19 protein-coding genes are annotated in these 24,808 nt (G+C 39.9%); 13 read left to right on the top strand and 6 right to left on the bottom strand.

Annotation, left to right across the window (positions count from 1 at the left end):
* Positions 1-8: 8 nt before the first annotated feature.
* Positions 9-542, top strand: a complete 534-nt coding sequence (locus H5182_RS00790) for a DUF924 family protein (RefSeq protein ID WP_182759328.1) — start codon at positions 9-11, stop codon at positions 540-542.
* On the opposite strand, the gene H5182_RS00785 is transcribed toward H5182_RS00790, so the two are convergent.
* Complete coding sequence (locus H5182_RS00785) at positions 539-1,303, bottom strand: spermidine synthase (RefSeq protein WP_182759327.1); 765 nt, start codon at positions 1,301-1,303, stop codon at positions 539-541. The two genes, H5182_RS00790 and H5182_RS00785, sit on opposite strands and share 4 nt — an antisense overlap.
* Positions 1,304-1,438: 135 nt before the next feature.
* Between H5182_RS00785 and H5182_RS00780 the strand changes: the two genes are divergently transcribed.
* The 5 genes from H5182_RS00780 to H5182_RS00760 all read left to right on the top strand — a co-directional run bounded on the left by H5182_RS00780 (position 1,439) and on the right by H5182_RS00760 (position 6,333).
* Positions 1,439-1,912: a DUF1456 family protein gene (locus tag H5182_RS00780; protein ID WP_145233406.1), complete on the top strand. Its 474-nt coding sequence runs from the start codon at positions 1,439-1,441 to the stop codon at positions 1,910-1,912.
* A gap of 334 nt (positions 1,913-2,246) precedes the next feature.
* On the top strand, positions 2,247-3,599 hold the full coding sequence (gene gdhA / locus H5182_RS00775; RefSeq protein WP_145233158.1) for an NADP-specific glutamate dehydrogenase: 1,353 nt from the start codon (positions 2,247-2,249) through the stop codon (positions 3,597-3,599).
* A gap of 203 nt (positions 3,600-3,802) precedes the next feature.
* The gene (locus tag H5182_RS00770; protein WP_182734237.1) at positions 3,803-5,200 is read left to right on the top strand and encodes a M28 family peptidase; all 1,398 of its coding nucleotides are present in this window, start codon (positions 3,803-3,805) and stop codon (positions 5,198-5,200) included.
* Positions 5,201-5,416: 216 nt separating this feature from the next.
* Complete coding sequence (locus H5182_RS00765; RefSeq protein ID WP_182717430.1) at positions 5,417-5,848, top strand: hypothetical protein; 432 nt, start codon at positions 5,417-5,419, stop codon at positions 5,846-5,848.
* 14 nt (positions 5,849-5,862) lie between these two features.
* Positions 5,863-6,333, top strand: a complete 471-nt coding sequence (locus H5182_RS00760; RefSeq protein ID WP_182759326.1) for a hypothetical protein — start codon at positions 5,863-5,865, stop codon at positions 6,331-6,333.
* Between the two features lie 147 nt (positions 6,334-6,480).
* Here the strand turns inward: H5182_RS00760 and H5182_RS00755 are convergent, their stop codons facing one another.
* Positions 6,481-7,656, bottom strand: a complete 1,176-nt coding sequence (locus H5182_RS00755; RefSeq protein ID WP_149982509.1) for a putative zinc-binding metallopeptidase — start codon at positions 7,654-7,656, stop codon at positions 6,481-6,483.
* A gap of 128 nt (positions 7,657-7,784) precedes the next feature.
* Positions 7,785-8,585, bottom strand: a complete 801-nt coding sequence (locus H5182_RS00750; RefSeq protein ID WP_149982508.1) for an SHOCT domain-containing protein — start codon at positions 8,583-8,585, stop codon at positions 7,785-7,787.
* 575 nt (positions 8,586-9,160) lie between these two features.
* Here H5182_RS00750 and H5182_RS00745 point away from each other — a divergent pair.
* The 5 genes from H5182_RS00745 (at position 9,161) to H5182_RS00725 (ending at position 18,442) form a co-directional block, all read left to right on the top strand.
* A complete protein-coding gene (locus H5182_RS00745) occupies positions 9,161-12,472 on the top strand; it encodes a DUF2126 domain-containing protein (RefSeq protein ID WP_145233164.1) in 3,312 nt (1,103 codons plus the stop codon).
* Between the two features lie 146 nt (positions 12,473-12,618).
* Entirely contained in the window at positions 12,619-15,138 is a 2,520-nt protein-coding gene (locus tag H5182_RS00740) for a circularly permuted type 2 ATP-grasp protein (RefSeq protein WP_182734233.1), read from the top strand.
* Positions 15,135-16,013 (top strand): transglutaminase family protein, encoded by an 879-nt coding sequence (locus tag H5182_RS00735; RefSeq protein ID WP_182759325.1) that lies wholly within the window; start codon positions 15,135-15,137, stop codon positions 16,011-16,013. Before H5182_RS00740 ends, H5182_RS00735 begins: the two co-directional genes overlap by 4 nt.
* A gap of 43 nt (positions 16,014-16,056) precedes the next feature.
* Positions 16,057-17,511, top strand: a complete 1,455-nt coding sequence (locus tag H5182_RS00730) for a circularly permuted type 2 ATP-grasp protein (RefSeq protein ID WP_145233167.1) — start codon at positions 16,057-16,059, stop codon at positions 17,509-17,511.
* A 1-nt stretch (position 17,512) separates the two neighbouring features.
* Positions 17,513-18,442, top strand: coding sequence for an alpha-E domain-containing protein (locus H5182_RS00725; RefSeq protein WP_145233168.1), 930 nt, complete (start codon positions 17,513-17,515; stop codon positions 18,440-18,442).
* An 82-nt stretch (positions 18,443-18,524) separates the two neighbouring features.
* Here H5182_RS00725 and H5182_RS00720 read toward each other — a convergent pair whose 3' ends face one another.
* The 3 genes from H5182_RS00720 to H5182_RS00710 all read right to left on the bottom strand — a co-directional run bounded on the left by H5182_RS00720 (position 18,525) and on the right by H5182_RS00710 (position 21,997).
* Positions 18,525-20,270, bottom strand: a complete 1,746-nt coding sequence (locus H5182_RS00720) for an AMP-binding protein (RefSeq protein ID WP_182759324.1) — start codon at positions 20,268-20,270, stop codon at positions 18,525-18,527.
* A gap of 200 nt (positions 20,271-20,470) precedes the next feature.
* Positions 20,471-20,917 (bottom strand): DUF3010 family protein, encoded by a 447-nt coding sequence (locus H5182_RS00715; RefSeq protein ID WP_145233170.1) that lies wholly within the window; start codon positions 20,915-20,917, stop codon positions 20,471-20,473.
* 66 nt (positions 20,918-20,983) lie between these two features.
* On the bottom strand, positions 20,984-21,997 hold the full coding sequence (locus H5182_RS00710) for an endonuclease/exonuclease/phosphatase family protein (RefSeq protein WP_182734231.1): 1,014 nt from the start codon (positions 21,995-21,997) through the stop codon (positions 20,984-20,986).
* A 258-nt stretch (positions 21,998-22,255) separates the two neighbouring features.
* Here H5182_RS00710 and thrS point away from each other — a divergent pair, with 258 nt between their 5' ends.
* A complete protein-coding gene (gene thrS / locus H5182_RS00705; RefSeq protein WP_145233174.1) occupies positions 22,256-24,166 on the top strand; it encodes a threonine--tRNA ligase in 1,911 nt (636 codons plus the stop codon).
* Between the two features lie 59 nt (positions 24,167-24,225).
* Positions 24,226-24,789: a translation initiation factor IF-3 gene (gene infC / locus H5182_RS00700; protein ID WP_145233176.1), complete on the top strand. Its 564-nt coding sequence runs from the start codon at positions 24,226-24,228 to the stop codon at positions 24,787-24,789.
* The last annotated feature ends 19 nt before the right edge of the window (positions 24,790-24,808 follow it).

Genomic DNA, 24,808 nt, shown 5'->3' with positions numbered 1-24,808 from the left:
GGAAATTTATGTTTAGTTATCAAGTAGTAATTGATTATTGGTTTGATGAACTTGGTCCATCTGGTTGGTATAAAAAATCTGATGCTACAGATATTAAGATACGAGATACATTTAGTGATCTGTTGATAGCTATTACAAAAGGCGAGTATGCGTCTTGGCGAGTGACTGCCTTAGGTGCATTAGCTGAAGTGATTGTGCTTGATCAGTTTTCTCGTAATATTTACCGGGATACCCCTCACGCGTTTAGTCAAGATCCGCAAGCGTTAACATTGGCACAGTTGGCAATCGAAAAAGGCTTTGATCAATTATTACCTGTTGAGCAGCGGGGGTTTTTTTATATGCCGTTTATGCACAGCGAATCGAGCTTTATACACCAACAGGCGATGGTATTATTTAAAGGTTTGAGTAATGAAGATTATGAACTTGCCCATAAAAATATTATAGATCAGTTTGGTCGCTACCCACACCGAAATGCTATTTTAGGGCGTCAGTCCAGCGCCGAGGAAGTTGCGTTTTTAGCTCAACCAGGCTCGCATTTTTAATCAAGCTTAGGTATATGAAATAATTGTTTAATTTCAGCAGCTAAATCAGGCGAGCTAAAATTGTTGTGCTGTTTTATCTGTTCAATATTAATAGCATCAAGGCGTTGCTCACTGGCGATCAGCACAATATTTTTATATTGGTTAAATTCAATCACCACAATATGACTGAATAGACTTCGAAGTGTCGTTAGTAGAGCGATTAATTGTTGTTTATTTTTTGCAGTAAAGTTGATGCAGATCTTACCGTATGTGCTAAGTCGAGCATGACAGTCGCACAAAAATGCCTGCTTTTGTAAAAACGCTGGCTGCGATTTACCACTAAAAACATCAATTAAAATCACATCAAATTTGCGGCTACTTTGAGCAATAAATTGTTCAGCACATTGCGCTACAATATGATTGTTGTCATTGAGGAAAAAATACTGCTTAGCTGCTTTAATTACATTCGGATTAATTTCGACAGTCGTTAATTCAAATCCGGCTTTATTAGTCACTGCTCGTTCAAAACAACCGCTGCCTAAACCTAAATTTAATATCTGTGAGTAGGGCTCGCTACAAAGCAAAAATAGCAGCATAGCTTGATTTACCGGATTACATACTTGCTGCGGTTGTGACTTTTCCATTACACCTTGTAAAGTTAGCTCATCCCCGAGTGTAAGCCAACGATAATCAGCATTTTCAAAAACCTTTAGCGTGTCTTGCTTACTTTGGATCGTTGCTACTAGGTATGCATCGGTAGTAAATGGCGTTAAATCAATCATGCCGTTCCTTCATAATGGGGATGTTGAGCAAAACAAAAAATCAATAGGGTGACCTTGTTAACTCTGCTAAACTGTATGGCTACTCATAAGCCAGCAATACCTGCTTGGTTGTCTTATCTTACTCTGGAATTTACTTTGACTAATAATGATATTTTACGCCGCCTTCGCTATACCTTTAATTTAGCTGATACTACCATGATTGAAATTTTTGCTGCAGCAGATCATGACGTGACTCAACAACAAGTGATTGGTTGGCTAACCAGAGAAGGGGAAGAGGGTTACGTAGATCCAAGTGATACTGAGTTTGCCATTTTTTTAAATGGTTTTATTAATACAAAGCGCGGTAAGCGCGACGGTGAGCAACCAGCGCCAGAAAGTAAATTAAATAATAATATTATTTTAATGAAATTACGTATCGCATTAAATATGAAAACGGAAGACGTGATCGATGTCCTTGCCTTAACTGATTTTAGTTTGAGTAAGCATGAGTTAAGTGCATTTTCTCGTAAAGCCGATAACAAGCATTATCGTGTATGTAATGACCAAATATTACGTAACTTTTTAACTGGTTTACAGCTACAACTTCGTCCAGAGGCAAGCGGCGAATAATTTACGTGTTCATATCCGTATTTATATCGTACGGATATGATTTTTAACCCCACTTTAAGCATCGGTGTTTTAAGCTGCTCTCTGCGTTAGTATTTAAATCTTTATTTATTCACATTTCATAAATTTATATTCTTTTTTAATGAGCGTTAATTGTTGCTCTTGCGTATCAACTCAAAAATAATTCACGTTATCGAACGTTAAATATATAGGTTTATCATGTTACAGTGTTAAAAATATTACAATTTTTAAGGCTCTTAACTAGATGACCCATAAACTTGATCACGTCTATTTTAACATCTGAGACAAGCATAACTTTTAACACGGAAGAATAATTATGAATTATATCCATGATACCATTGCACATTTAAAACAAACTAGCCCAGCACAATGCGAATTTTATCAAGCCGTTGAAGAAGTGCTTGAATCACTTGAACCTATTCTTGAAAACTCAGCCGACTATCAAAAAAATGCGATTATTCAACGTCTAGTTGAACCTGAACGTCAAATTATGTTTAGAGTCCCCTGGGTTGATGATGACGGTAACATTCATGTCAATAAAGGCTATCGAATTGAATTTAACTCAAGCTTAGGTCCATACAAAGGTGGTTTACGTTTCCATCCAAGTGTAAATGCCAGCATCATAAAATTTTTAGGGTTTGAGCAAATTTTTAAAAATGCGTTAACTGGCTTACCGATTGGTGGTGGTAAAGGCGGCGCAAACTTTGATCCTAAGGGCCGCTCTGACAGCGAAATAATGCGTTTTTGCCAATCATTTATCAACGAGCTGTATCGTCATATCGGTCCAACCACCGATGTGCCTGCGGGTGATATTGGCGTTGGGGCACGCGAAATAGGCTATATGTTTGGTCAATATAAACGGTTGACCGGACGTTACGACGGTGCGTTTACCGGCAAAAGTTTATTGTGGGGTGGATCATTGGCTCGAAAAGAAGCGACAGGATATGGCGCTGTTTATTTTGCCAATTACATGTTGCAAGACAATGATGACTCACTTAAAGGTAAGCGCTGTTTAGTTTCTGGTGCCGGGAACGTGGCAATTTACGCGATGGAAAAACTTTATCAATTAGAGGCAACACCTATCACTTGCAGTGATTCAAGCGGTACGCTGTATCATGAATCAGGTATTGATGTTGCACTTGTTAAAAAGCTTAAAGAAGGTGCGCGTGAAAGTTTAGCTGTCTATTTAGAAACCCACAGCGATGCGAAGTATATTGCTTGTGCAGATTACCCAAGTGATGGACATGCGGTATGGCGTTTTGTTGCTGATGCCGCTTTTCCCTGTGCGACGCAAAATGAGTTAACTGAAGCTGATGCGCGAACGTTAATAAGCAATGGCTGTATATTAGTTTGTGAAGGCGCAAATATGCCAAGTACTAAAGAAGCGGTCGATGTGTTGCTTGCTGCTAAAATAGCCTATGGCCCTGGCAAAGCAGCTAATGCGGGTGGTGTTGCGACGAGCCAATTAGAAATGGCGCAAAATGCCAGTATGCAAATGTGGACATTCGAAGAGGTCGATACTAAGCTGCAACAAATAATGAAAAATATCTTTGATACTGCAAGTAATACAGCCGCTGAATTTGATCAACCTGGTAATTTAGTGTTAGGTGCTAATATTGCTGCTTTTCGTCGTGTAGCAGATGCTATGATTGAGCAAGGTGTTGTTTAACATACGATAGTTTTACTATGCATAAGCCCACTATATTGGTGGGTTTTTTATTGACGTATATTTGTTCATACCGCGATTATTATCCCGTTTATCTAACCAATCAGTGATTGAACGAGTTAAACAGGTGTTGGTCTCAAAATTATTTGCAGCAGGTAACTGCTCACGTATTGTATATTTATCAAATAATAAAGAGCATCAACACTATGTCTGATCATAAAACCTATCAGCTATCGACCCTCAAGCCCGCTATTTTAATAACTACATTGTTTATTTCAACAAGCACCTTGGCCGCTGAGCTAAATTATCAAGATCAAACCAAGCTTCATGATATTGCCACTGATGTTTCAGCAACACGTATTGGCAGTGATATTCAAACACTTGTTGATTTTGGCACTCGTCATACGTTATCAGAAACGAAATCAAACACCCGAGGAATTGGTGCAGCTCGGCGTTGGATCAAGGCTGAGTTTGAGAAAATTTCTCAGCAATGCGGTGGCTGTTTAGAAGTAATAGAAGTTAAAGATACCATTTCTGGCGAAAAGCGTATTCCAAATCCTGTTGAAGTGGTGAATATTATTGCTATTCAACGCGGTACTGATCAGCCAAACCGGATGGTGATGATGTCGGGCGATATTGATTCACGGGTCAGCGATGTAATGGATTTTACCAGCGACGCACCAGGGGCGAATGATAATGCATCGGGTGTTGCTGGGGTGATTGAATCAGCTCGCGTGTTATCTAAATATAAATTTAATGGCTCAATTGTTTATGCCGCGCTTTCAGGCGAAGAGCAAGGACTTTTTGGTGGTAAAATTTTAGCCGACTATGCACAAAAGCAAGGCTGGCAAGTACACGGTGTACTCAATAATGACATGATTGGTAATATTACTGGTATTAATGGCGTTACTGATAACACGACTGCACGTATTTTCTCTGAAGGTACGCGGGTTATCGAAACCAAAGAGCAAGCGCATAAACGCCGTTTTACCGGTGGCGAGGTCGATTCAGCTAGTCGTAATTTAGCCCGTTATATCGATACCATTGCCGATCGCTATATTCCCAATCTTGACACATTGTTAGTTTATCGACTTGATCGCTTTGGTCGAGGAGGGCATCATCGCCCGTTTAACGACATGGGTTATGCTGCTGTAAGGGTAATGGAAACGAACGAAAATTATAACCATCAACATCAAGACTTACGCACTGAGGATGGTATTGTTTATGGTGATACCATTGATGGCGTTGATTTTGATTATACCGCAAAATTAACAGCGCTTAATGCGGTAAGTTTAGCGTCAATGGCATGGGCACCGGCACCACCTAATAACGTTGAAATATCAGGTGCTGTGCAACCTAGTACGACCTTAAAATGGCAAAAAAATAATGATAAAACGACCACGGGGTACAGACTCTATTGGCGTTATACCAGTGAACCACAATGGCAGTTTAGCCGCTATGTGGGTGATGTAAGTGAAGCGACTCTTAAAAATGTAGTCATTGATAATTATTATTTTGGGGTTGCTGCGGTTAATAAAGACGGTATTGAATCACCGGTGGTTTTCCCTGGCGATGTAGGTGCGTTTGAGCAAACACTAAAGTAATGTGTAGCGTCTGATATTCAAGCGTAATTACAGTTGCGCTTGAATATCAGGCAAGACAATTTAGTAGCGGACTTCGCAATTGAACAGCAATAGTTGTATTTTATGTTGACCTTAGTTTATGAATGTACGCTTTTCATACAATAATTTCAGTGAATACTTGAAGTTAATAGCTTTTTCGTATTATGGTGGAGTTAAATGTGAATTAGTTGACAGTGTATGAACCTATTTTTGCTGATTGCAGGCAGCTTGAGTGCTTTAGCCGCACTCGCTCACCTTGGTTGTATTGTTTTTGGTGCGCCGTGGTATCGCTTTTTCGGTGCTGGTGAGCACATGGCAATGCTCGCAGAGCAGGGTAAGTTGACGCCTTCGCTGATCACTTTCTTCATCGCTTTTGTATTAAGCGTTTGGTCGTTATATGCTTTTTCAGCCGCGGGTTTGTTCAAACAGCTACCTTTCATACGCTTTGTGTTAGTTGTGGTAACTGCGATTTATTTATTTCGCGGTATTGCAGGATTATATTTAATGACTAATCCGCTAGGACGCAGTGAGATGTTTTGGCTTTGGAGCTCGATCATTTGTTTACTGATTGGCGGCTTTCATTTTATAGGATTAAAACAACAATGGCTGGTTTTATCAGTTAAATATTAGCAAGGAAGGAAGCAATGTCTTTATTTGTATCGACGGATTTTAACCCCCCAGAAGCGCTGCAAACAACTGCGTTTTATTTTACTCCATTAAATGAGCAGGTAGTCGAGCTTGATTTTACTGCTGTAATGTCAAGTGTGCCGCAGCTAAAAGGTATATTCGCCCCCAAGCCTGATTGGCCAAAAGCCGATATGACCCTTGAAGAGAATCGTCAAAGCTTAGCTCAACATGCCGCAGAGTTTAACGAAAAAAAAGCATTTGCTTATGCGATATTAAACTCGAAAAAAACACGCTGCCTAGGCTCAGTGTATATTGATCCTGGGGTGAACAATGAATTCGATAGTGAGATTACTTTTTGGCTACGTAATGATAGTCAGGAATTAAATAATACCTTACGGTTATGCATCTTACATTGGCTCGCTGAGCATTGGCCATTTGAACGAGTACGATTAATTTCAACTAAGTATCAGGCAAGCTTTAGTTTGTAATACCAAAAGTTTATAACGCAATACAGGTCATACTCATTAGCGGATGTGTTGTGTTAGCTGGCTGATAACGTACTGCGGTTTGTTATCTGTGTCAGTGCTGTTAATCCGGATAGAGCATTTGCCGAAATTACATTATAAAGGCTGTTGTTATGTGTTCTCAGCTGTTGTATTTAAATCAGGCATAAGGTTAAGTCTGTTATGGATCGCGTGATGAACAAACGAAAGCTTAGTGCGTACCGCCTGTGTTAAAACAAATGGATAAGCATCAGCTAAGCCCATGCTGCGATTTAACGAATTTAAAATAATCGAAAATTCCATCCAGCTATCCAACATTACTGAGATTGATGTTTGGCTATTAAAGTAATACGAGTTTTGCGGTAGCCTTAACTCATCAGTGTCCTCAACTTCAAATTCATTACCGAGTGTAGAACCGGTAATAGAGAAATTTTTTGCTGTCTCTAAAGTATCAATAATATGCATGTAGTGCGCCCAAGTTTCTGCCCAGTCTTCAAAAGGGTGCATGGTGGCGTATTCACTAATATAGTTTTCATGCCAATTAGCAGGAGCGCCATTTTTATAATGGGCATCAATCGCTTGTTGGTAATCTAAAGAATCATCGCCAAAATATTGTTTACATAAAGCATGTTTTTGCGGTGAATTTGCAATTAACTGGTCAAAATAATAATGCCCTAACTCATGACGAAAATGACCAAGCAAAGTGCGATAGCGCTCACCCATAGCATGCTTTGTTTGTGATCGAGCGACATCATCAGCTTCAGCCAAATTAATTGTAATATGGCCGCAGTTATGGCCAGTAAAAACATTTTCTTGACCTGCTAATTTAGTCACGAAATGGTCATTAACACTGCGGTCGGTTATAAAATCAAAACTAAGGCCACCTTCGGCATCTTGGCTGAGGTTATTTAATGGTAAAGAAAGCGCTTTAAGCGTATACAATGCCCGGCGTTTTGCTGTTTCCATTTTGGTCCAAAGTGGAATGTGTTGATTAATACTTAGATCTGGGATTGTTTCATTAAACCGACATGCGAAACACAGCACTTCTTCTGTGTCTGGCGCTGGTACAAAACTGTCGATATCAACCATGCCATTGCATGCCTTATAGTGTGCATTGTTATCACATTTTTGATAGGGCACATCAGGGGCTGACGCTTTGTAATATAAGCCCGTTGTGTCATTAAATTCGTAGGGTTCTACAAGGTTAAAATTGTCATCAATACCAACAGTTTTGCCACAGGCAAGGCAGTGACTACTTTCAAAAAACAATATTTGATTATCTTTGCAGTTACATTTAAACGTTTTCATATTTTTTACCGTATCCGTTGATAAATACAATGACAAATTATTCAGTGAACAGACTTACATTAGCTATATTGCTAACAAATTATAAAGTTAGCAAATTATAAAATTAATAAGCCTGAGATTACTTGCCGTTAAATTCGTTGCAATAAATCTGATTTTTTCTCATTAAACTCAGCATCAGTGAGTGCGCCTAAATCACGTAATTGTGCTAATTTTTCAATAATGTCGAGGGTTTCATTCACTGAGTATTGCGAAGCATTAATAGCTGTCGACTCGCTACTCATCATTTTATCATTTGAGCCTGTCTCAGGGGGGGATTGCTGTTGTTTTGCAAAGTCTGTTGATTGGGCAAAGTTGGTATTGTGACTTGAATGTGTCTGAGTGAAGCTATCATCAGCAATCACTGGCAAACTATTTACGCTAATGTTTCCCCACTGGCTACTAAAGGTAAGCGATATATCGTTGCCTTGTTGCTGGCTTACTCCCCCGATCTGGTGATCGAGCGTATCATAGAGTGTGACCTGACCATTTTTTTCAATGGCTAAGCGATTAGGAAAAACAGCATAACGGGTGTTGTTTTGTGAACCGGTACTCGATGGATTACCTAAATTAACTGGCCACCACTGGTTGCTACCTAAAGTACCGGCAGGAATGACGGGGAAAACTTGGTTGTTTGCTAAAATAGTGGCAAGTTCGTTACATAAGTTATCAACGGTGTTTTTCAAGCCATTATTGAACATGTCTCCTACCATTGTCATTCCACCGCGCATCCATTGACCTGAGCCGCCAAGCTCTGGGCAATTAAACTGCGCCATTGAACCGCCGCCATTATTTACTGCAACTAACATATGTACTACTGCCTCATAACTTAAACCATAGCGGGCAGATATTCCTTTAACCAAGTTGTCACCAATGTTTGTTAATGTTTGCATAAATAGAGTCCTTAATATGAAGATAGGCGGGATGTGTATTACGTCATGATCTAACTGTGAACAATCTACCTTAAGCATTGATGCTAATAATAAATTAGCAAAATAAAATGCCAACATTGCTTGTTTAAAGACACTAAGCTTGCTAGTTTGGCTTTCAGGGCGATTAAAAATCAAACTACTATAACACTGTTAAGAAGCTTAATCGTGGTTTTATTGTGAACTATTTTTTAAGTTCGTTTTAGCGAAGCATTTAACTGGTGTTGTGATTAATTGGGACTTTTTTCTATTTAATCGCTAGAAAAAACAGGCATGCTTTATTGGTGAATTACATAAAATAATAAGCGCTGTGTGATTTTTAATACTTAGCTTTGTGCTAATTTGGTGCGAATGTCGCACCAAATAATTCTTCACAGCGCTCGCTCTTTGATTCTAAACAGTCAATAGTGACCAATATATAGGCTAACAGCCTAATTTTATTATGTAATCTATATGGAATGTATATTGCTTAAATAGCAGGCAGGTAGTAGTAAGTTATACTTAAATGGCTATACAAAAAATTAAAGAGGGATTAATCGATGACAATTACTGTTGGTATAGCGCACCATACTCAATACAAGTACGACCGCCCAGTAAATATGGGGCCGCATATTTTCCGCTTACGTCCAGCACCGCATAGCCGAACTAAAATTAAAAGCTATTCATTAAAAATAGTGCCGGAAGATCATTACATCAATTGGCAGCAAGACCCTTTTGGTAATTATCAGGCAAGAGTGGTATTTAATAGCCCCACAACTGAGTTTAGTTTTACTGTTGATTTAGTGGCTGAAATGACGGTAATTAATCCGTTTGATTTCTTTTTAGAAGAATATGCTGAAGAGTTTCCATTTGAATACGATAAAGTCGCAAAGGCTGAGCTTAATCCCTATTTAAAAAAACGTAAGGCGAGTCCTAAGTTTTTAGAATTGATTGATTCGTTACGTCCGGAAAAACCAATCAGAAGTGTTGATTTTTTAGTTGCGGTCAATCAGTCAATTTATAATCTTGTTGGCTACGGCATTCGTTTAGAGCCTGGAGTTCAAACGGCGAACGAAACCATCACAAAAAAAACCGGTTCATGTCGAGATTCTGCGTGGTTGTTAGTACAACTGTTTCGTCATTTAGGTTTGGCTGCTCGTTTTGTATCTGGTTATTTAATCCAACTTACATCAGATCAAAAATCACTTGATGGCCCAAGTGGTCCTGATGAAGATTTTACTGATTTACACGCATGGACTGAAGTATATATTCCAGGCGCAGGTTGGATCGGGCTTGATCCTACCTCCGGCTTATTTGCTGGCGAAGGCCATATTCCGCTTGCGTGCACACCTGAACCTAGCTCAGCAGCACCTGTCTCTGGTGGCATAGATAAGTGCGAATCAGAATTTAGTTTTTATAACAAAGTAACGCGCGTACATGAAGACCCTCGCGTTACAAAGCCATATTCAGAAACACAATGGGCTGCAATAAACCGCTTGGGTCAGCAAGTTGATGATGTATATGTTAAGGAAGGTGTTCATTTAACAATGGGCGGTGAGCCGACGTTTATTTCTATTGATGATATGGAACATCCCCAATGGAACACAGAAGCCGACGGTAAAGAAAAACGAGTGTTAGCACAAAGCTTATTTATTGCGATGAACAAAGCATATACCAAAGGTGGCTTTACACATTATGGGCAAGGTAAATGGTATCCGGGAGAGTCACTGCCTCGCTGGCAATATGCATGTTATTGGCGAAAAGACGGTGAAGCTTTGTGGCAAGATGCCAGTTTATTAGCTGATCCGAATAAAGATTATAAATTAGACCACACAGATACCAAGCGTTTTACAGAACAGCTATGTGCAGAAATAGGCCTTGAAACCAAGGCTATCACTACAGCCTATGAAGATATTTTATATCATTTATGGCAAGAGGCATCGTTACCCAAAGAGGTGGGGCCTAAACAGCCTGAACTTCTTAGTGCAATGAGCCGTAAAGGCTTTTTAGCTAAAATGGAACAAGGTATTGAAAAGCCTGTTGGTTATGCATTGCCGCTGCAGTTTAATCAAGCGAAACATTGCTGGCAGTCATGCAAATGGGAATTTAAACGCGAATACTGTTTTTTATTACCAGGTGAATCACCCCTTGGTTATAGATTACCGCTTGATAGCCTTGAGTGGACAAGCAACATTATTGAGCGAGATCCGTTTGATATTCCAGATAACTTTACAAAAGCTAAAAAACTGCAAAAAGGCTTTATTGGTCAACAAATGATCAAAACCGCAATGGCATTGGAAGTAAGAGAAGGGCGGTTGTACATCTTTATGCCCCCAACGAGCCATTTTGAACATTATATGTCGCTATTAAATGCGATTGAAAGCACCGCAAAAGCCCTGCAAATCCCAGTTGTTATTGAAGGCTATAGCCCGCCTAAAGATAGTCGTGTAGAAAAATACGCCGTGACACCTGATCCAGGTGTCATTGAAGTGAACATCCACCCATCTTCGTCATGGCAGCAATTGGTAGATAGAACAACGACACTTTACGATCTAGCCAAACAAGCACGTTTAGGAACAGATAAGTTTATGGCGGACGGTCGTCATACCGGCACCGGGGGGGGTAATCATGTCACTTTAGGTGGTGAAACGCCGCAGCAAAGCCCGTTCTTACGACGCCCAGATATTTTAAGAAGTTTTATTACTTATTGGCAGCACCATCCTGGATTATCTTATTTATTTTCAGGTTTATTTATTGGCCCTACAAGCCAAGCACCTCGTGTGGATGAAGCACGTGATGAGTTGCTCTATGAGCTTGAAATCGCATTTTCACATATGCCTGAAGGGGAAGTACCTGAGCCATGGCTCGTTGATCGTTTGTTACGCAACTTACTTGTTGATTTAACAGGTAATACACACAGGGCGGAGTTTTGTATTGATAAGCTATATTCACCCGATTCAGCAACAGGACGACTAGGTATTGTCGAGTTTAGGGGGTTTGAAATGCCACCTCACTCACAAATGAGCTTAGTGCAAATGTTGTTATTACGGACTTTATTAGCTTGGTTTTGGAAAAAGCCTTATCACAAACCGTTGATCCGTTGGGGCACCGAATTACATGATAAATTTTTATTACCTCAGTATGTTGAAAATGATTTAGCTGAGGTTGTTAGAGATCTGCAGCAAGCTGGTTTTGCATTCCAAGTAAGTTGGCTAAACCCATTTTTTGAGTTTAGGTTCCCTGTTTGCGGCACCCGAGAACTCGATGATGTGACGTTAGAGCTTAGAACCGCGATTGAACCGTGGCATGTACTGGGTGAAGAAGCCAGTGCATCTGGTACTGCTCGGTATGTTGATTCGTCATTAGAACGCGTGCAAATCAAAGTAATTGGCACAATGAGTGACCGCTATATCGTTACATGTAATGGCCGACGCGTGCCGCTTAAAATTGTTAAAGGCAAAGCGAAAGATGAAATGGTTGCCGGGATCCGTTACCGTGCATGGCAGCCACCAACAGCGCTGCATCCTACAATTGGTGTACATGCACCGTTAGTATTTGATCTGATCGATACCTGGGAAGGCCGCTCAATGGGTGGTTTTGTCTACCATGTTAGTCATGCTGGTGGGCGAAATCCAGAAACATTACCCGTTAATGCATTTGAAGCTGAAGGGCGAAGGGTTGCACGATTTTGGGAGCATGGTCACACACCATCATTATTAGCATCTGATCAGCCTAGTTGGAGCCCATCGGCTGCGACACGAAGCTTTGAATCAGCACAATCGGTGAGTGAATTTGTTGTTCCCGATGAAGAAAATACTAATTCAGATTACCCTAATACGCTCGATTTAAGGAGACAACCTAAGTTCAAATAAATCATATTTTTGGGTTGTTAATTGTATGACTCCACTTTGACATTACGCAAAGTAGAGTCATTATTTAACAGACGCTTTTGTTAATACAATTACCAACAAATTGAACTAGAATGATAGTTTACTTTTTATAGCGGAGCGCTTTTAGCTTGTACATTAATAATAATACGATGCCAGAGCTGCCTAATTGGTTGTCTTTATACCTTGATAAACGCCACGGTCATGATGAATTGGCGGATCACAGTGGCTTAAACCCTGAGCATTGGGATACTTTATTTAATCGTTTAGCAAGTTTAACCGCTGAAGATGTAAGTAGTCGTGCCATTGAAATTACGCAACTTTTGCAAAATGGCAATATTAAAAGTGAGAGTAATCAACAGTGGCACTTCGATCCACTGCCTTTTATGTTTTCTCGAGCAGATTGGAATACGTTAGAGCAAGGCATAAAACAGCGAACTTTATTACTTAATAAGATCCAACAAGATGTTTATTCTGAGCAAAAGCTGCTTTTGAGTGGGCAAATATCACCGCAGCAGCTGTACCAAGATAGTCATTACTTACGTGAAGGATTTAGCTTACCAAGTGATGAGCTAAAACTTTTTTTTACAGCGGTTGATGTGTATCGCGCACCATCGGGTGAATTTAAAGTCTTAGCTGATCATTGCCAATGCCCGTTAGGTCTAGGGCTATTGCTTAAAAACCGCATTATAGCTAGGCGCGTTATGGCTGAAGAGTTTGCTGAATGCAACGTGCAACAAATTAAAGAGTTTTTAAATTTGTTTCAAGAAGGCATTAACGAGTTTATTCATTATATGGATGATCCTCGCATTGTTATTTTAACTCAAGGGATCGATGATCCAAATTATAACGAGCATGCGTTTCTATCTACTTACTTTGGCTATACTTTAGTGCAAAGCGCTGATTTAACAGTGCGTAATGGCGAAGTGTGTTTAAAGTCATTACAAGGGTTGGGGAAAATCAATGTGATTTTACGTTGGATCCCAGATCAAAGTATCGATTCACTTGAACAAACACAATACTCGTTACATGGTATTCCAGGCTTATTACAAGCTGTACGTGAGGGCTCAGTAAAAGTATTAAATCCTTTTGGTAGCGGGGTACTCTCATCACCAGCAATACAATGTAATTTAGCCCAGCTATCAGAGCAACTTTTACAACAACCATTATTACTAGATTGCCCTAAGTACCACAGCATTGAAGATGTTAAATCATCGGATTGGTCACAGTTAGTGTTTGGTAGTTATAAAGATCCTAAACTAACACTTGATGGCCATTTAGACGCGGATAAAATTAAACAACTTATAACTAAGCAACCTAGCGATTATTATTTTCAAGATAAACCCGCATTTAGTAGCGCACCATTTTGGGATGACGGTAAGTTAATTGCAAAACCTGTGGTATTTAGGTGTTATGTATTAACCACAGAAAATGGCATCGAAGTGCTGCCATCGGCACTGTGTTTCTCTTATCAAAATAGTGCTAACGCTAAGGGCGCTGGTTGGCTCAAAGATACTTGGATAAATACCAGTAAAGATATTGATTTAACTGAGCAAAGTGTACCAACACCAATTAAAAAAAGAATGGATGTAAGCTTACTTGAAGGGGTTATATCAAGTCGTACCGCAGAACATTTATTTTGGCTCGGTCGTTATTTAGAGCGCTGTGAAAATACCATAAGAATATTACGTATCTTTATTGATCGTTACACTGAGTTGGCTATTTATCCAGATTTAATACGCCGCAGTACTGTTGCTCGTTTGTTGGCTGCTATCAGCGCTCAGCATATTGTTTACCCTTATGTAGAGCAAGCCATCAAGCTTGAAGAATTTGATAGCGCAGTGTCTAAGCAAACAGCGTTTGCTTTACTCGCTGATGAGCTACGCGCGGGTAGCATAATAAATACGTTAAACTATTTAGCGAATGCATCAGTACAGATCCAAGAATTATTGTCTCATGATAGTCGTCGTATTATTGATGAAATCAATGAGCAAGTTAAAGTGCTAAAGCATATCAATATCAACATTTCATCACGTGCGATGCAAAGTATTTTAGATAAAGTGATTGGTTTGATCATGGCCTTTAATGGCTCGTTAGTGGATTGTATGCCAAACAGCAATGGCTGGTTTTTACTTGAGATGGGTCGCAGGATTGAGCGCAGCTTACAAATCACCTCATTAACAGGGGCTTTATTAACGCAAGAACTCGAGCAAGCTGAAGAGCTTGGTTTACTCGAAGCGGTTTTGAGTAGTCAAGTTAGCTTAGTGACCCATAAACGTCGCTATAGAATGTATCAAAGTATAGGTACTGGGCTTGAGCTGTTATTACTGGATGCAGAATACCCTCGCTCATTACTTTTTCAGTTAGAGCAAATAAACCAGTTATGCAAGCATTTACCGACTAAACGCAGACAGGGAGTGATAGCAGCACATGAAAAAGCAATTTTACTTTCTAAAACGAGTTGCTATGTCACAGAAAAAGACTACCTGCAAAGGACGGACGCTGGAGTTCGTAAACAGTTAATCGAGTTTAACCATAATATTCGCCTGAACTTAAATACCTTTTGTGATGTATTATTATTGCAGTATTTTTCTCATACACAAACGGCGAATAAATTGAATTGGACTAATATTGAGCAAGCTCAATCGTGAAATATAAAATAAAGCATTCCACAACTTACAGTTATGCTGATTTTGTTAGCTTGTGTCAAAACCAAGCACGGTTAACACCAAAAACAAATCGTGCTCAGATATGCCACAGTAGTCGCATAGATATTGAGCCGCCGGCAAATTATCTACAAGAATTTACGGATTATTTTGATAATAAAGTGACCGCGTTTGAAATAGCCACACAGCATAAAAAACTGAAAGTGACTATGACCAGTGAAGTGGAACTTTTATTAAGTGCAAATATTAACCTCTTCGACACTGATATGCCTTGGCAAGAGGCTCGCGATATCGTCGCAAAGCCAAATACATATCAGCTGTTAAAAACATCGGAGTTTATTTTGCCATCTCAATATACTCCTTTTGTACAGGGTATAAAGGAATACGCTTTAACGTCGTTTTTAGCTGATATTAGCTTGATTTGCGGCTGTAAAGATCTCATGGCACGGATTTTTCATGAGTTTCAGTATGATCCCGGTTTTACTACGATTAGTACACCTTTGAGTGTTGTTTTTGCACAAAAAAGGGGCGTTTGCCAAGATTTTGCACATTTTGCGATAGCGTGCTTACGCAGTATTGGTTTAGCAGCACGTTATGTTAGCGGGTATATAGAAACAATGCCTCCCGAGGGGGAAGAAAAGTTAGAAGGTGCAGATGCGACCCATGCATGGTTTTCTGTGTTTGTGCCAAGGTTTGGTTGGGTAGACTTTGATCCAACAAACAATGTTATGCCTAATGAGCAGCATATAACACTTGCTGTTGGCCGTGATTTTTCTGATGTCACTCCTTTGAAAGGCGTGGTTTTTGGTGGCGGTACACAATTGCTTGATGTAGCGGTTGATATGATTCGATTGGAGTGATTAAAACAACTCAATATTAATAATGGATAAGGCGGAAGGATGTATGAAAATTGACTGGAAAGCATATCAAACAAATGGCTTTTTTGATGAATTAATAGACGCACAAGGAAATATTCGAACGCACGGTAAACAGTTAGCACAGTTTTTTTCTAGCTTATCAAAAGAAGAATTAGTTAAAGCCAGAGCTGTTGCAGATCTTGCCATAAAAGAAATGGGCATTACGTTTACAGTTTATAATGAAGGCAATATGATCGATAGAGCGTGGCCGTTTGACATTATTCCGCGCACTATTGGTAAAAAAGAATGGCAAACTATTGAGGTAGGTTTAAAACAGCGTGTTGAAGCGTTGAATCTGTTTATAAATGATTTATACCATGATCAAAAAATAATAAAAGACGGTATTTTTCCAAAAGGCTTACTCGAAAAATCAGTTAACTTTCGCTCTCAATGTGTTGGAATTACTCCGCCAAATAATATATGGGCGCATATCTGCGGCTCCGATTTAGTGCGCGATGGAAATGGCACTATGTTTGTACTCGAAGATAACTTACGCGTGCCGTCTGGGGTGTCTTATATGCTTGAGAACCGCTCTGTGATGAAACGTGTTTTCCCTGAGTTATTCGAACAAGTGTCGATTTTACCAGTTGATGATTATCCTTCACAACTGTTTGATATGTTGGCAGCAATGTCACCTCGTCCAGACGATAAGCCTGAAGTAGTGGTATTAACACCCGGTGTATTTAACTCCGCCTATTTTGAACATTGTTACCTTGCTCAAGAGATGGGCTGTGAATTAGTAGAGGGGCGTGATTTAGTAGTCGAAAAAGACGACTGTGTCTATATGCGCACAATTACAGGCTTGCAACGCGTTGATGTAATTTATCGACGCATCGACGATTTATTCTTAGATCCCGAAGCTTTTTTACCTGAATCACAATTAGGTGTACCCGGTTTAATGCGAGCATGGTCGAAAGGTAATGTGGCGTTAGTCAATGCACCCGGTGCAGGGGTTGCGGATGATAAGGTGGTTTATGCCTATGTACCTGACATCATAAAATATTACTTGGACGAAGAACCCAAGATAGAAAATGTGCCAACCTATAAGTGTTTAGATCCTAAAGAATGTGATTATGTTATTAAAAATATTGATAAACTAGTTGTCAAACCTGCAAACGAGTCGGGTGGCTATGGTTTATTGATTGGTCCTAAATCGACTAAAAAAGAGCAACAAGCAACCATTGCACAAATAAAAGCCGATCCACGGAATTGGGTAGCGCAACCAACTCTTGATTTGTCTACGGTTCCCACCCTTGACGGGACAGAGCCTGATGGACGTCACGTTGACTTGAGACCGTTTATATTATCGTCAGGTAAAGACACACAGATCACTACTGGTGGCCTTACTCGTGTTGCGATGGTGAAAGGTTCATTAGTGGTAAATTCATCTCAAGGCGGTGGTAGTAAAGATACCTGGATTGTTGACGAAGAGGCTAAATAATATGTTATCAAGAGTAGGTGAAACTTTATATTGGGTAGCTCGTTACGTTGAACGTGCAGAAAATGTAGCACGGTTAATTAATGTCAACAACATGCTGATGTTGGATTTACCTAAAGGCGTATGTACAGGCTGGGAGCCATTAATAGATATTATTGGCGCGCGTCAGGCGTATGAAGATAAACACGCTGATTACACAGAGCAAAAAGCGCTGCGTTATTTACTTGTAGGTAGTGATAATGGCTCGTCTATTTTAAATTCTATTATTTATGCTAGAGAGAGCGCTCGAACAATTCGAGACGTAATGCCTCGCGATGTATGGGAAGAAATTAACTCCCTTTATTACTATGTAAAAGATAATCAAAAAGAAGGGCTTGCTAAGCGTGGCCGATTTGCTTATCTAAAGAAAATCATCGAATCAGCCCATCAAATATTTGGTGCTTTAGATGCGACTATTAACCATGATCATGGTTTTACGTTTATCCGCTTTGGGTCGTTAATAGAACGTGCTGATATGACGTCACGGATATTAGACATTCGTTCAGAGACGTTGATCACCAGCGATGAAGCAAAACCTTATGAAAATATTCAGTGGATCAGCTTATTGCGCTCGCTTAGTGCTTATCAAATGTATCGACAAGAGATGAGCGTACGGGTGCAACGTGCTGATGTATTAGAATTCGTGATGCACAGTGAAGTATTTCCACGGTCAATTTTGTTTTGCTTAATAGAGCTGAAAACGCTGATTTCACCTTTGCCAAACTCTACAGAGATTATAAATTTAATAGATGCAGTGGTAAAACAATTGAAAGCTGAAGATGTAAGAGCGCTTAAAAATGGCCACTTACACAATTATATGGATCAAATCCAAATTGAATTAGCGGGCATTCATAATGCATTAGCGCAAACGTATTTTTTAAAACCGCCAGAATAGGCCTGTTAAGCTATTAATCTTATAATACGCCCAAGGTTTTAAATTACATTGGGCGTTATTAACTAACGTGAGCTTTGGCTAATTATGAAAACGCGTTGTCTTTTAATTGTGCTTGCATTTGTTCGCGCATTTTAAACTTTTGTAGTTTTCCGGTAACCGTCATAGGGTAACTTTCAACAAATTGAATATGTTTTGGTATTTTAAAATAAGCTAATTTATCTTTTAAGAAGCTGCGAATTTCTTGCTCTGTTAACACGGCATCATCTTTAGGCTGCACCCAAGCACATACTTCTTCGCCGTACTTGTCGTCACTGATGCCAAAAATAGCAGCATCTTGCACGCCAGGGTAAGTGTAAAGTACTTCTTCAATTTCGCGCGGGTAGATATTTTCGCCACCACGAATGATCATATCTTTAATTCTGCCCACTATTGCAACAAAACCTTCCGCATCCATTACACCTAAATCACCAGAGTGTAGCCAGCCTTCTTTATCGATAGTTGCGGCGGTTTTTTCTTCATCATTCCAATAGCAACGCATAATACCCGCACCACGGCTGCATACTTCGCCAGCAAGCCCTATTTTTTGTATATTACCCACTTCGTCAATAATTTTTACTTCGGTATGCGCCAGCGCGCGACCGACGGTAGTAACTTGTTTTTCAATGGATGAGTCAATCTCCGTGGCATTATTAATGGGACTGCATTCCGTTTGGCCGTAACCGATAACAACTTCATTCATATGCATCAGCGATTGTACTTTACGCATTACTTGCTCAGGACACGTCGAGCCTGCCATGATGCCCGTACGTAAACTGGATAAGTCAAAACGAGCAAAATCTTTTAGTTCCAGTTCAGCAATAAACATCGTAGGTACGCCATGCAGTGCAGTACAGCGTTCTTTTTCAACCACCTCAAGCGTGATTGTTGGATCAAAAGAATCTCCTGGAAATACTGCCGTAGCTCCTTTACTTATACATACTAAATTACCTAATACCATTCCAAAACAGTGATATAACGGCACTGGAATACACAGCTTATCATCTGCAGTTAAGCGCATTGCATTAGCCATAAGAAAACCATTATTTAAAATGTTTTTATGGGAGAGCGTAGCGCCTTTAGGATTGCCTGTTGTGCCGGAGGTAAACTGAATGTTGATATCTTGATCTGGTTGCAAAGTTGCACCAATGGCGTTGAGCTCAACGCGGTGGGCGGCCGTTGGCATTGTTATAACTTGACTAAAACTAAACATGCCTGCGGCAGGCTCATCACCAATGCGAATAATATTTTTTAAATAGGGGAGGTTTTTTGCCTGCAGTTGCCCAGCTTTTGCAGCGGCAAGTTCGGGCAGTAATTCATTAAGCATGCCTAGGTAATTACTGGCTTTGAAACTTGAAGCGGTTATAAGAGTTGTACACTCGACTGAATTTAGTGCAAATTGTAGTTCGTTTGGACGATACGCTGGGTTAATACAGACCATGATTGCGCCAATTTTGGCGGTCGCAAATTGGGTTAAGCACCACTCAAGGTTGTTTGGTGACCAGATACCAACACGATCACCTGGTTTTACACCTAAAGCCAGTAACCCCATTGCCAGCTGGTTGATCTGCTGCTGATATTCTTTATAGCTTAAACGAATGTTTTGATGATGCAGCACTATCGCAGGGTGGTCTGGATTATTGTCGACAATGGAGTCGAAGTAATCACCTATGGTTTTATTGATCAATGCTGGGCTTTGTGCTCCTTTATAGTAGCTATGCTCTAAGCCAGCTGTATCTTTGACTGTTTTATTCGCATCGGTTGCAGTTGTATTATTGTTACTTATTTGCATGTACGGTCTCCGTGTCAATGTTGTGAGAGTCTACTCAGTTAGAAAAACACAGATTGTCGACAAATGAAAGCGCTATACGACCAATGTAGTAATAAAAATGATAAATATTAGGCAATAAAAAACGCTAGCTGTAGCTACAAAAAAACATTGCAGTACACACTAGCGTAGTATCTGATTATAAATTTAACTCTAATTGAAAATTAAAGCTCTTCGCTGCGGTAGGTTTTTTTCATTAAATGTACATATGCATTTACAAACGCATTTTCTTGGTACTTTTTAAGCCCCGTTTCAGCGAAATCAATAGGAATAGGATTACGTTTTAATTGTTCTTTGATCTCGGTTGTACTGAATAAATAAACACTCAGCTCAGGGATCAATTGAATTGCAGTTTCCATTTTGAAACCGTTCGCACTACCGGCAAATTTACCTTTAGGCGCACGTTGACGAATAGCAACTGAGTCAATTTGATAGTCCTGCATAAGTTTCGCAAAATCAAATTGGAATTTACGCATTACTTCAGTGTCATTACCATTACCTAAGGTAAAGCGAGTTTGGCGAATATCTCGTATATCAAATACATCGTTATCTTTTGTTAAAATACACAGTAGTACGTCACTACCGGTAATTTCTACACCGCATGTTCTCATTGTCATTCTCTAAATAACTAATTTGGGCAGCATTATATCAATTAAACGCCTTAAAAACAGTGCATTTTAAAAACCGATTTCAATCCCAATGCCACTGTGGTCGCTTACGCAGATATCTTCATCAATTTGGTTTGGATTTAAGTGTTTATCAAAGCTTAGATAGTGCAACGATTTTATCCGCGATAATGCACAATCAGTATTAAAGTGTCCTGAGGTCAAAATATAATCAAGCACATTGCCACGACCTTGATAGTAATGTGTTGCTGGTTTTACTTTACCATTTGCCGATTCACTGCTTAATTCAAACGAATCAGTTAATCCTACAATGGGTTGTTCAAGCTCTAAACAGGGCTCGCAACGAGTAGGGTGAAATCCTTGGGTCATGAATGACAGCGCAGGGCTGTCAATATTGTCGTTAAAATCCCCCATTACTAATGTTGCACAGTTTTTTTCACGCTGGGTTTTTAGCGCATCATAATAAACAATCGAAGCTTCCAGTGAGCGTGATATTTGCGATTGCATCATGCCAACGGTTTGTTGTAATAGATTTAATAAGGGATCGTCTTGATTATGAATGTTTAAAATATGCGCCATTGAATGCACCCGTTGTGATTTAAAGTGCACCACATAGCAGGTTAAATCACCAAATTCAGGTACATCAAAACTGCATTTAATAGGTGTGCGATTAAATTTAAATTCATTTTGATTATTTAAGTACTCAAGTAGTTCTGGGCAAGGGGTGAGTTCGTGGCATGCTTGAAAAGGGATTTTCGCGGCAATCGCCACCACAGGGTTAAATAATACCTGTGGATAGAGATGATCACTGCGTGGACTGGCAACAGTAGCAAAATAGTCATAGCCTTGCTCTTTACACAAAATGGCCAATTCTTTAGGGCTAAACACCTCTTGGAAAGCAACAACCGTTGCTTGACTTTGCTGTAGAAAGTCAGTGATAAATTGCTGTTTTTGCCGCCATTGCGTTGCGTTGTAACGTTCATGTAATTGATAAAAAGAATAAGGTGGCGCCGTAAAATTAAGTAAATTTAAAGTGGCAAAACGGATACGATTAGACGTCGTCATTAGGTTATCCAACAGCTGAAATTAAATTAAGTATGAAATGCGAGGGTTATTTGTCAATTTGTCTGGCTAAATACTTGTATTTAGTGGCTCCAAACGCGACAATAACCGCTTGTGTTTGCTAAGACTCAACAAATACATTAACCAAATACGGTTAAAATTAACAATGCTTATTCGTAAAAGCGTTGTCGAGTTATTCATTTTAATTTAATAAATACATGTGATGCATTGTAGGCGTCACCACTGTAGTAAGGACTTATAATGCCAGTTATTACTCTTCCTGACGGCAGTCAGCGTAGTTTTGAAAACCCTGTAAGTACACTTGATGTAGCCAATGATATCGGCCCAGGCTTAGCAAAAGCCACTATCGCTGGTCGTGTTAATGGCACTCGCGTTGATGCCTGTGATTTAATTTCTGACGATTCTCGTCTTGAAATCATCACCGCAAAAGATGATGACGGCTTAGAAATAATTCGTCACTCATGTGCTCACTTGATAGGTCATGCAGTTAAGCAACTGTTTCCTGATGCAAAAATGGCAATTGGTCCAACGATTGATAATGGTTTTTACTATGATATCGATATGGAACATTCATTAAGTCAAGATGACTTAGAAGCTATTGAAAAGCGCATGTTGCAACTTGCTAAAACAAACTACGACGTGGTTAAGAAAACCGTAAGCTGGCAAGAAGCCCGTGATGCATTTGCAGCGCGCGGCGAAATGTACAAAATTCAAATCCTTGACGAAAACATCGCTAAAGATGACCGTCCAGGATTATATCACCACGAAGAATACATCGATATGTGTCGTGGTCCACACGTACCGAACATGCGTTTTTGCCAACATTTCAAAATAATGAAAGTAGCCGGTGCCTACTGGCGTGGCGATTCAGATAATAAAATGTTGCAGCGTATTTATGGCACTGCATGGGGCGATAAAAAGCAACTTAAAGCCTACTTACAACGTTTAGAAGAAGCCGAAAAACGTGATCACCGTCGTATTGGTAAAGCACTTGATTTATGGCATTGGCAAGAAGAAGCGCCAGGCATGGTGTTTTGGCACAACGATGGGTGGAGCATTTACCGTGAACTTGAAGAGTTTGTGCGTGAAAAGTTACGCGAGTACCAGTACGAAGAAGTAAAAGGTCCAATGATGATGGATCGTTCTTTATGGGAAAAATCAGGTCACTGGGAAAAGTATTCAGAAGCAATGTTTACCACTGAATCTGAAAAGCGTGAATACGCAATCAAACCAATGAACTGCCCAGGTCACGTACAGATCTTTAATCAAGGTTTAAAATCGTACCGTGATCTTCCACTGCGTATGGCTGAATTTGGTTGTTGTCATCGCAACGAGCCGTCAGGCGCACTTCATGGTCTAATGCGCGTACGTGGCTTTACTCAGGATGATGCCCATATCTTCTGTACTGAAGAGCAAATCATGGATGAAGTATCAGCGTGTATCCAAATGGTTTACGATACGTACGAAACATTCGGCTTTGAAAAAATTGTGGTGAAGCTGTCAACACGCCCTGAACAGCGTATTGGCGAAGATCATATGTGGGACAAAGCAGAGCTTGCATTAGCTGATGCACTGAAAGCAAATAACATCGAATTTGATTATTTACCGGGTGAAGGTGCTTTCTATGGTCCAAAAATTGAATTTACTTTGTACGATTGCTTAGACAGAGCGTGGCAGTGTGGTACAGTGCAACTAGATTTTGCATTACCAGGGCGTTTAGGGGCAACTTATGTTGCTGAAAACAACGAACGTCGTACACCTGTTATGATACACCGTGCAATATTGGGCTCTATCGAGCGCTTTATCGGTATTCTTACAGAAGAGTACGCGGGTTTATTCCCGACTTGGCTTGCACCAAAGCAAGTAGTGATTATGAATATCACTGATAAACAAGCTGCTTATGTGCAGGAAATTGTACAAAAATTAAATAAACTTGGAATTAGAGCCGCTGCTGACTTGAGAAATGAGAAGATTGGCTTTAAAATCCGTGAACACACATTAAAACGTATCCCATATTTACTTGTTGTTGGTGATAAAGAAGTTGAACAACAAGAAGTAGCTGTACGTACCCGCACAGGTGAAGACTTGGGCAAATTTAATGTTGATGAATTTGTCGCTAAAATTAGCGAAGAAATTAAAAATCGACTATAAAAACTCTGCGTGTAGGGCATACATTTAATTGCTAACTACACGCTTATTATTTGATATTCTTGGAGGAACGTACTATTAGAGGCGGCAAGAAAGGGCAACAAACAGCCCAAAAAAATCGTATTAACGAAGAAATTACAGCTCAAGAAGTTCGCTTAATTGACATTGAAGGCGAGCAAGCTGGAATTCAGTCATTAAAAGACGCGCAAACTATGGCTGATGCCGCTGGTGTTGATCTAGTAGAGATTAGCCCAAATGCTGAGCCGCCTGTTTGTAGAATCATGGACTACGGTAAGTTCATCTTTGAAAAAAGCAAAGAACTAAAAGAGCAGAAGAAGAAGCAAAAGCAAATCCAGATAAAAGAAATCAAATTCCGTCCTGGCACGGATGAAGGTGATTATCAGGTTAAGCTTCGCAACTTACGTAAGTTCTTAGAAGGTGGCGATAAAGCTAAGATTACCATCCGCTTCCGTGGTCGTGAAATGGCCCACCAAGAAATTGGTATAGAATTATTAAACCGTATCAAAGGCGATTTGGAAGAGCTTGCAGTTGTTGAGTCTTTCCCTAATCGTGTTGAAGGTCGCCAAATGGTTATGATGATGGCGCCTGTTGCTAAAAAGCAATAAACAAGCTAAGATACGCAGC

The organism is Pseudoalteromonas sp. SG44-17 (genome assembly GCF_014164235.1).
GTDB lineage: Bacteria > Pseudomonadota > Gammaproteobacteria > Enterobacterales > Alteromonadaceae > Pseudoalteromonas > Pseudoalteromonas rhizosphaerae.
The sequence above is the reverse complement of the archived record's forward strand: the minus strand, read 5'-3'. Positions and strand labels throughout refer to the sequence as shown.

What these genes read in the sequence shown, in the direction of transcription:
- H5182_RS00745 (WP_145233164.1), top strand. Translation starts at nt 9,161, where the DNA reads ATGACAATTACTGTTGGTATAGCGCACCATACTCAATACAAGTACGAC.
- H5182_RS00785 (WP_182759327.1), bottom strand. Translation starts at nt 1,303, where the DNA reads ATGATTGATTTAACGCCATTTACTACCGATGCATACCTAGTAGCAACG.
- H5182_RS00790 (WP_182759328.1), top strand. Translation starts at nt 9, where the DNA reads ATGTTTAGTTATCAAGTAGTAATTGATTATTGGTTTGATGAACTTGGT.
- H5182_RS00750 (WP_149982508.1), bottom strand. Translation starts at nt 8,585, where the DNA reads ATGCAAACATTAACAAACATTGGTGACAACTTGGTTAAAGGAATATCT.
- H5182_RS00715 (WP_145233170.1), bottom strand. Translation starts at nt 20,917, where the DNA reads ATGAGAACATGCGGTGTAGAAATTACCGGTAGTGACGTACTACTGTGT.
- H5182_RS00770 (WP_182734237.1), top strand. Translation starts at nt 3,803, where the DNA reads ATGTCTGATCATAAAACCTATCAGCTATCGACCCTCAAGCCCGCTATT.
- H5182_RS00730 (WP_145233167.1), top strand. Translation starts at nt 16,057, where the DNA reads ATGAAAATTGACTGGAAAGCATATCAAACAAATGGCTTTTTTGATGAA.
- thrS (WP_145233174.1), top strand. Translation starts at nt 22,256, where the DNA reads ATGCCAGTTATTACTCTTCCTGACGGCAGTCAGCGTAGTTTTGAAAAC.
- H5182_RS00725 (WP_145233168.1), top strand. Translation starts at nt 17,513, where the DNA reads ATGTTATCAAGAGTAGGTGAAACTTTATATTGGGTAGCTCGTTACGTT.
- gdhA (WP_145233158.1), top strand. Translation starts at nt 2,247, where the DNA reads ATGAATTATATCCATGATACCATTGCACATTTAAAACAAACTAGCCCA.
- H5182_RS00710 (WP_182734231.1), bottom strand. Translation starts at nt 21,997, where the DNA reads ATGACGACGTCTAATCGTATCCGTTTTGCCACTTTAAATTTACTTAAT.
- H5182_RS00755 (WP_149982509.1), bottom strand. Translation starts at nt 7,656, where the DNA reads ATGAAAACGTTTAAATGTAACTGCAAAGATAATCAAATATTGTTTTTT.
- H5182_RS00760 (WP_182759326.1), top strand. Translation starts at nt 5,863, where the DNA reads ATGTCTTTATTTGTATCGACGGATTTTAACCCCCCAGAAGCGCTGCAA.
- H5182_RS00720 (WP_182759324.1), bottom strand. Translation starts at nt 20,270, where the DNA reads ATGCAAATAAGTAACAATAATACAACTGCAACCGATGCGAATAAAACA.
- H5182_RS00765 (WP_182717430.1), top strand. Translation starts at nt 5,417, where the DNA reads ATGAACCTATTTTTGCTGATTGCAGGCAGCTTGAGTGCTTTAGCCGCA.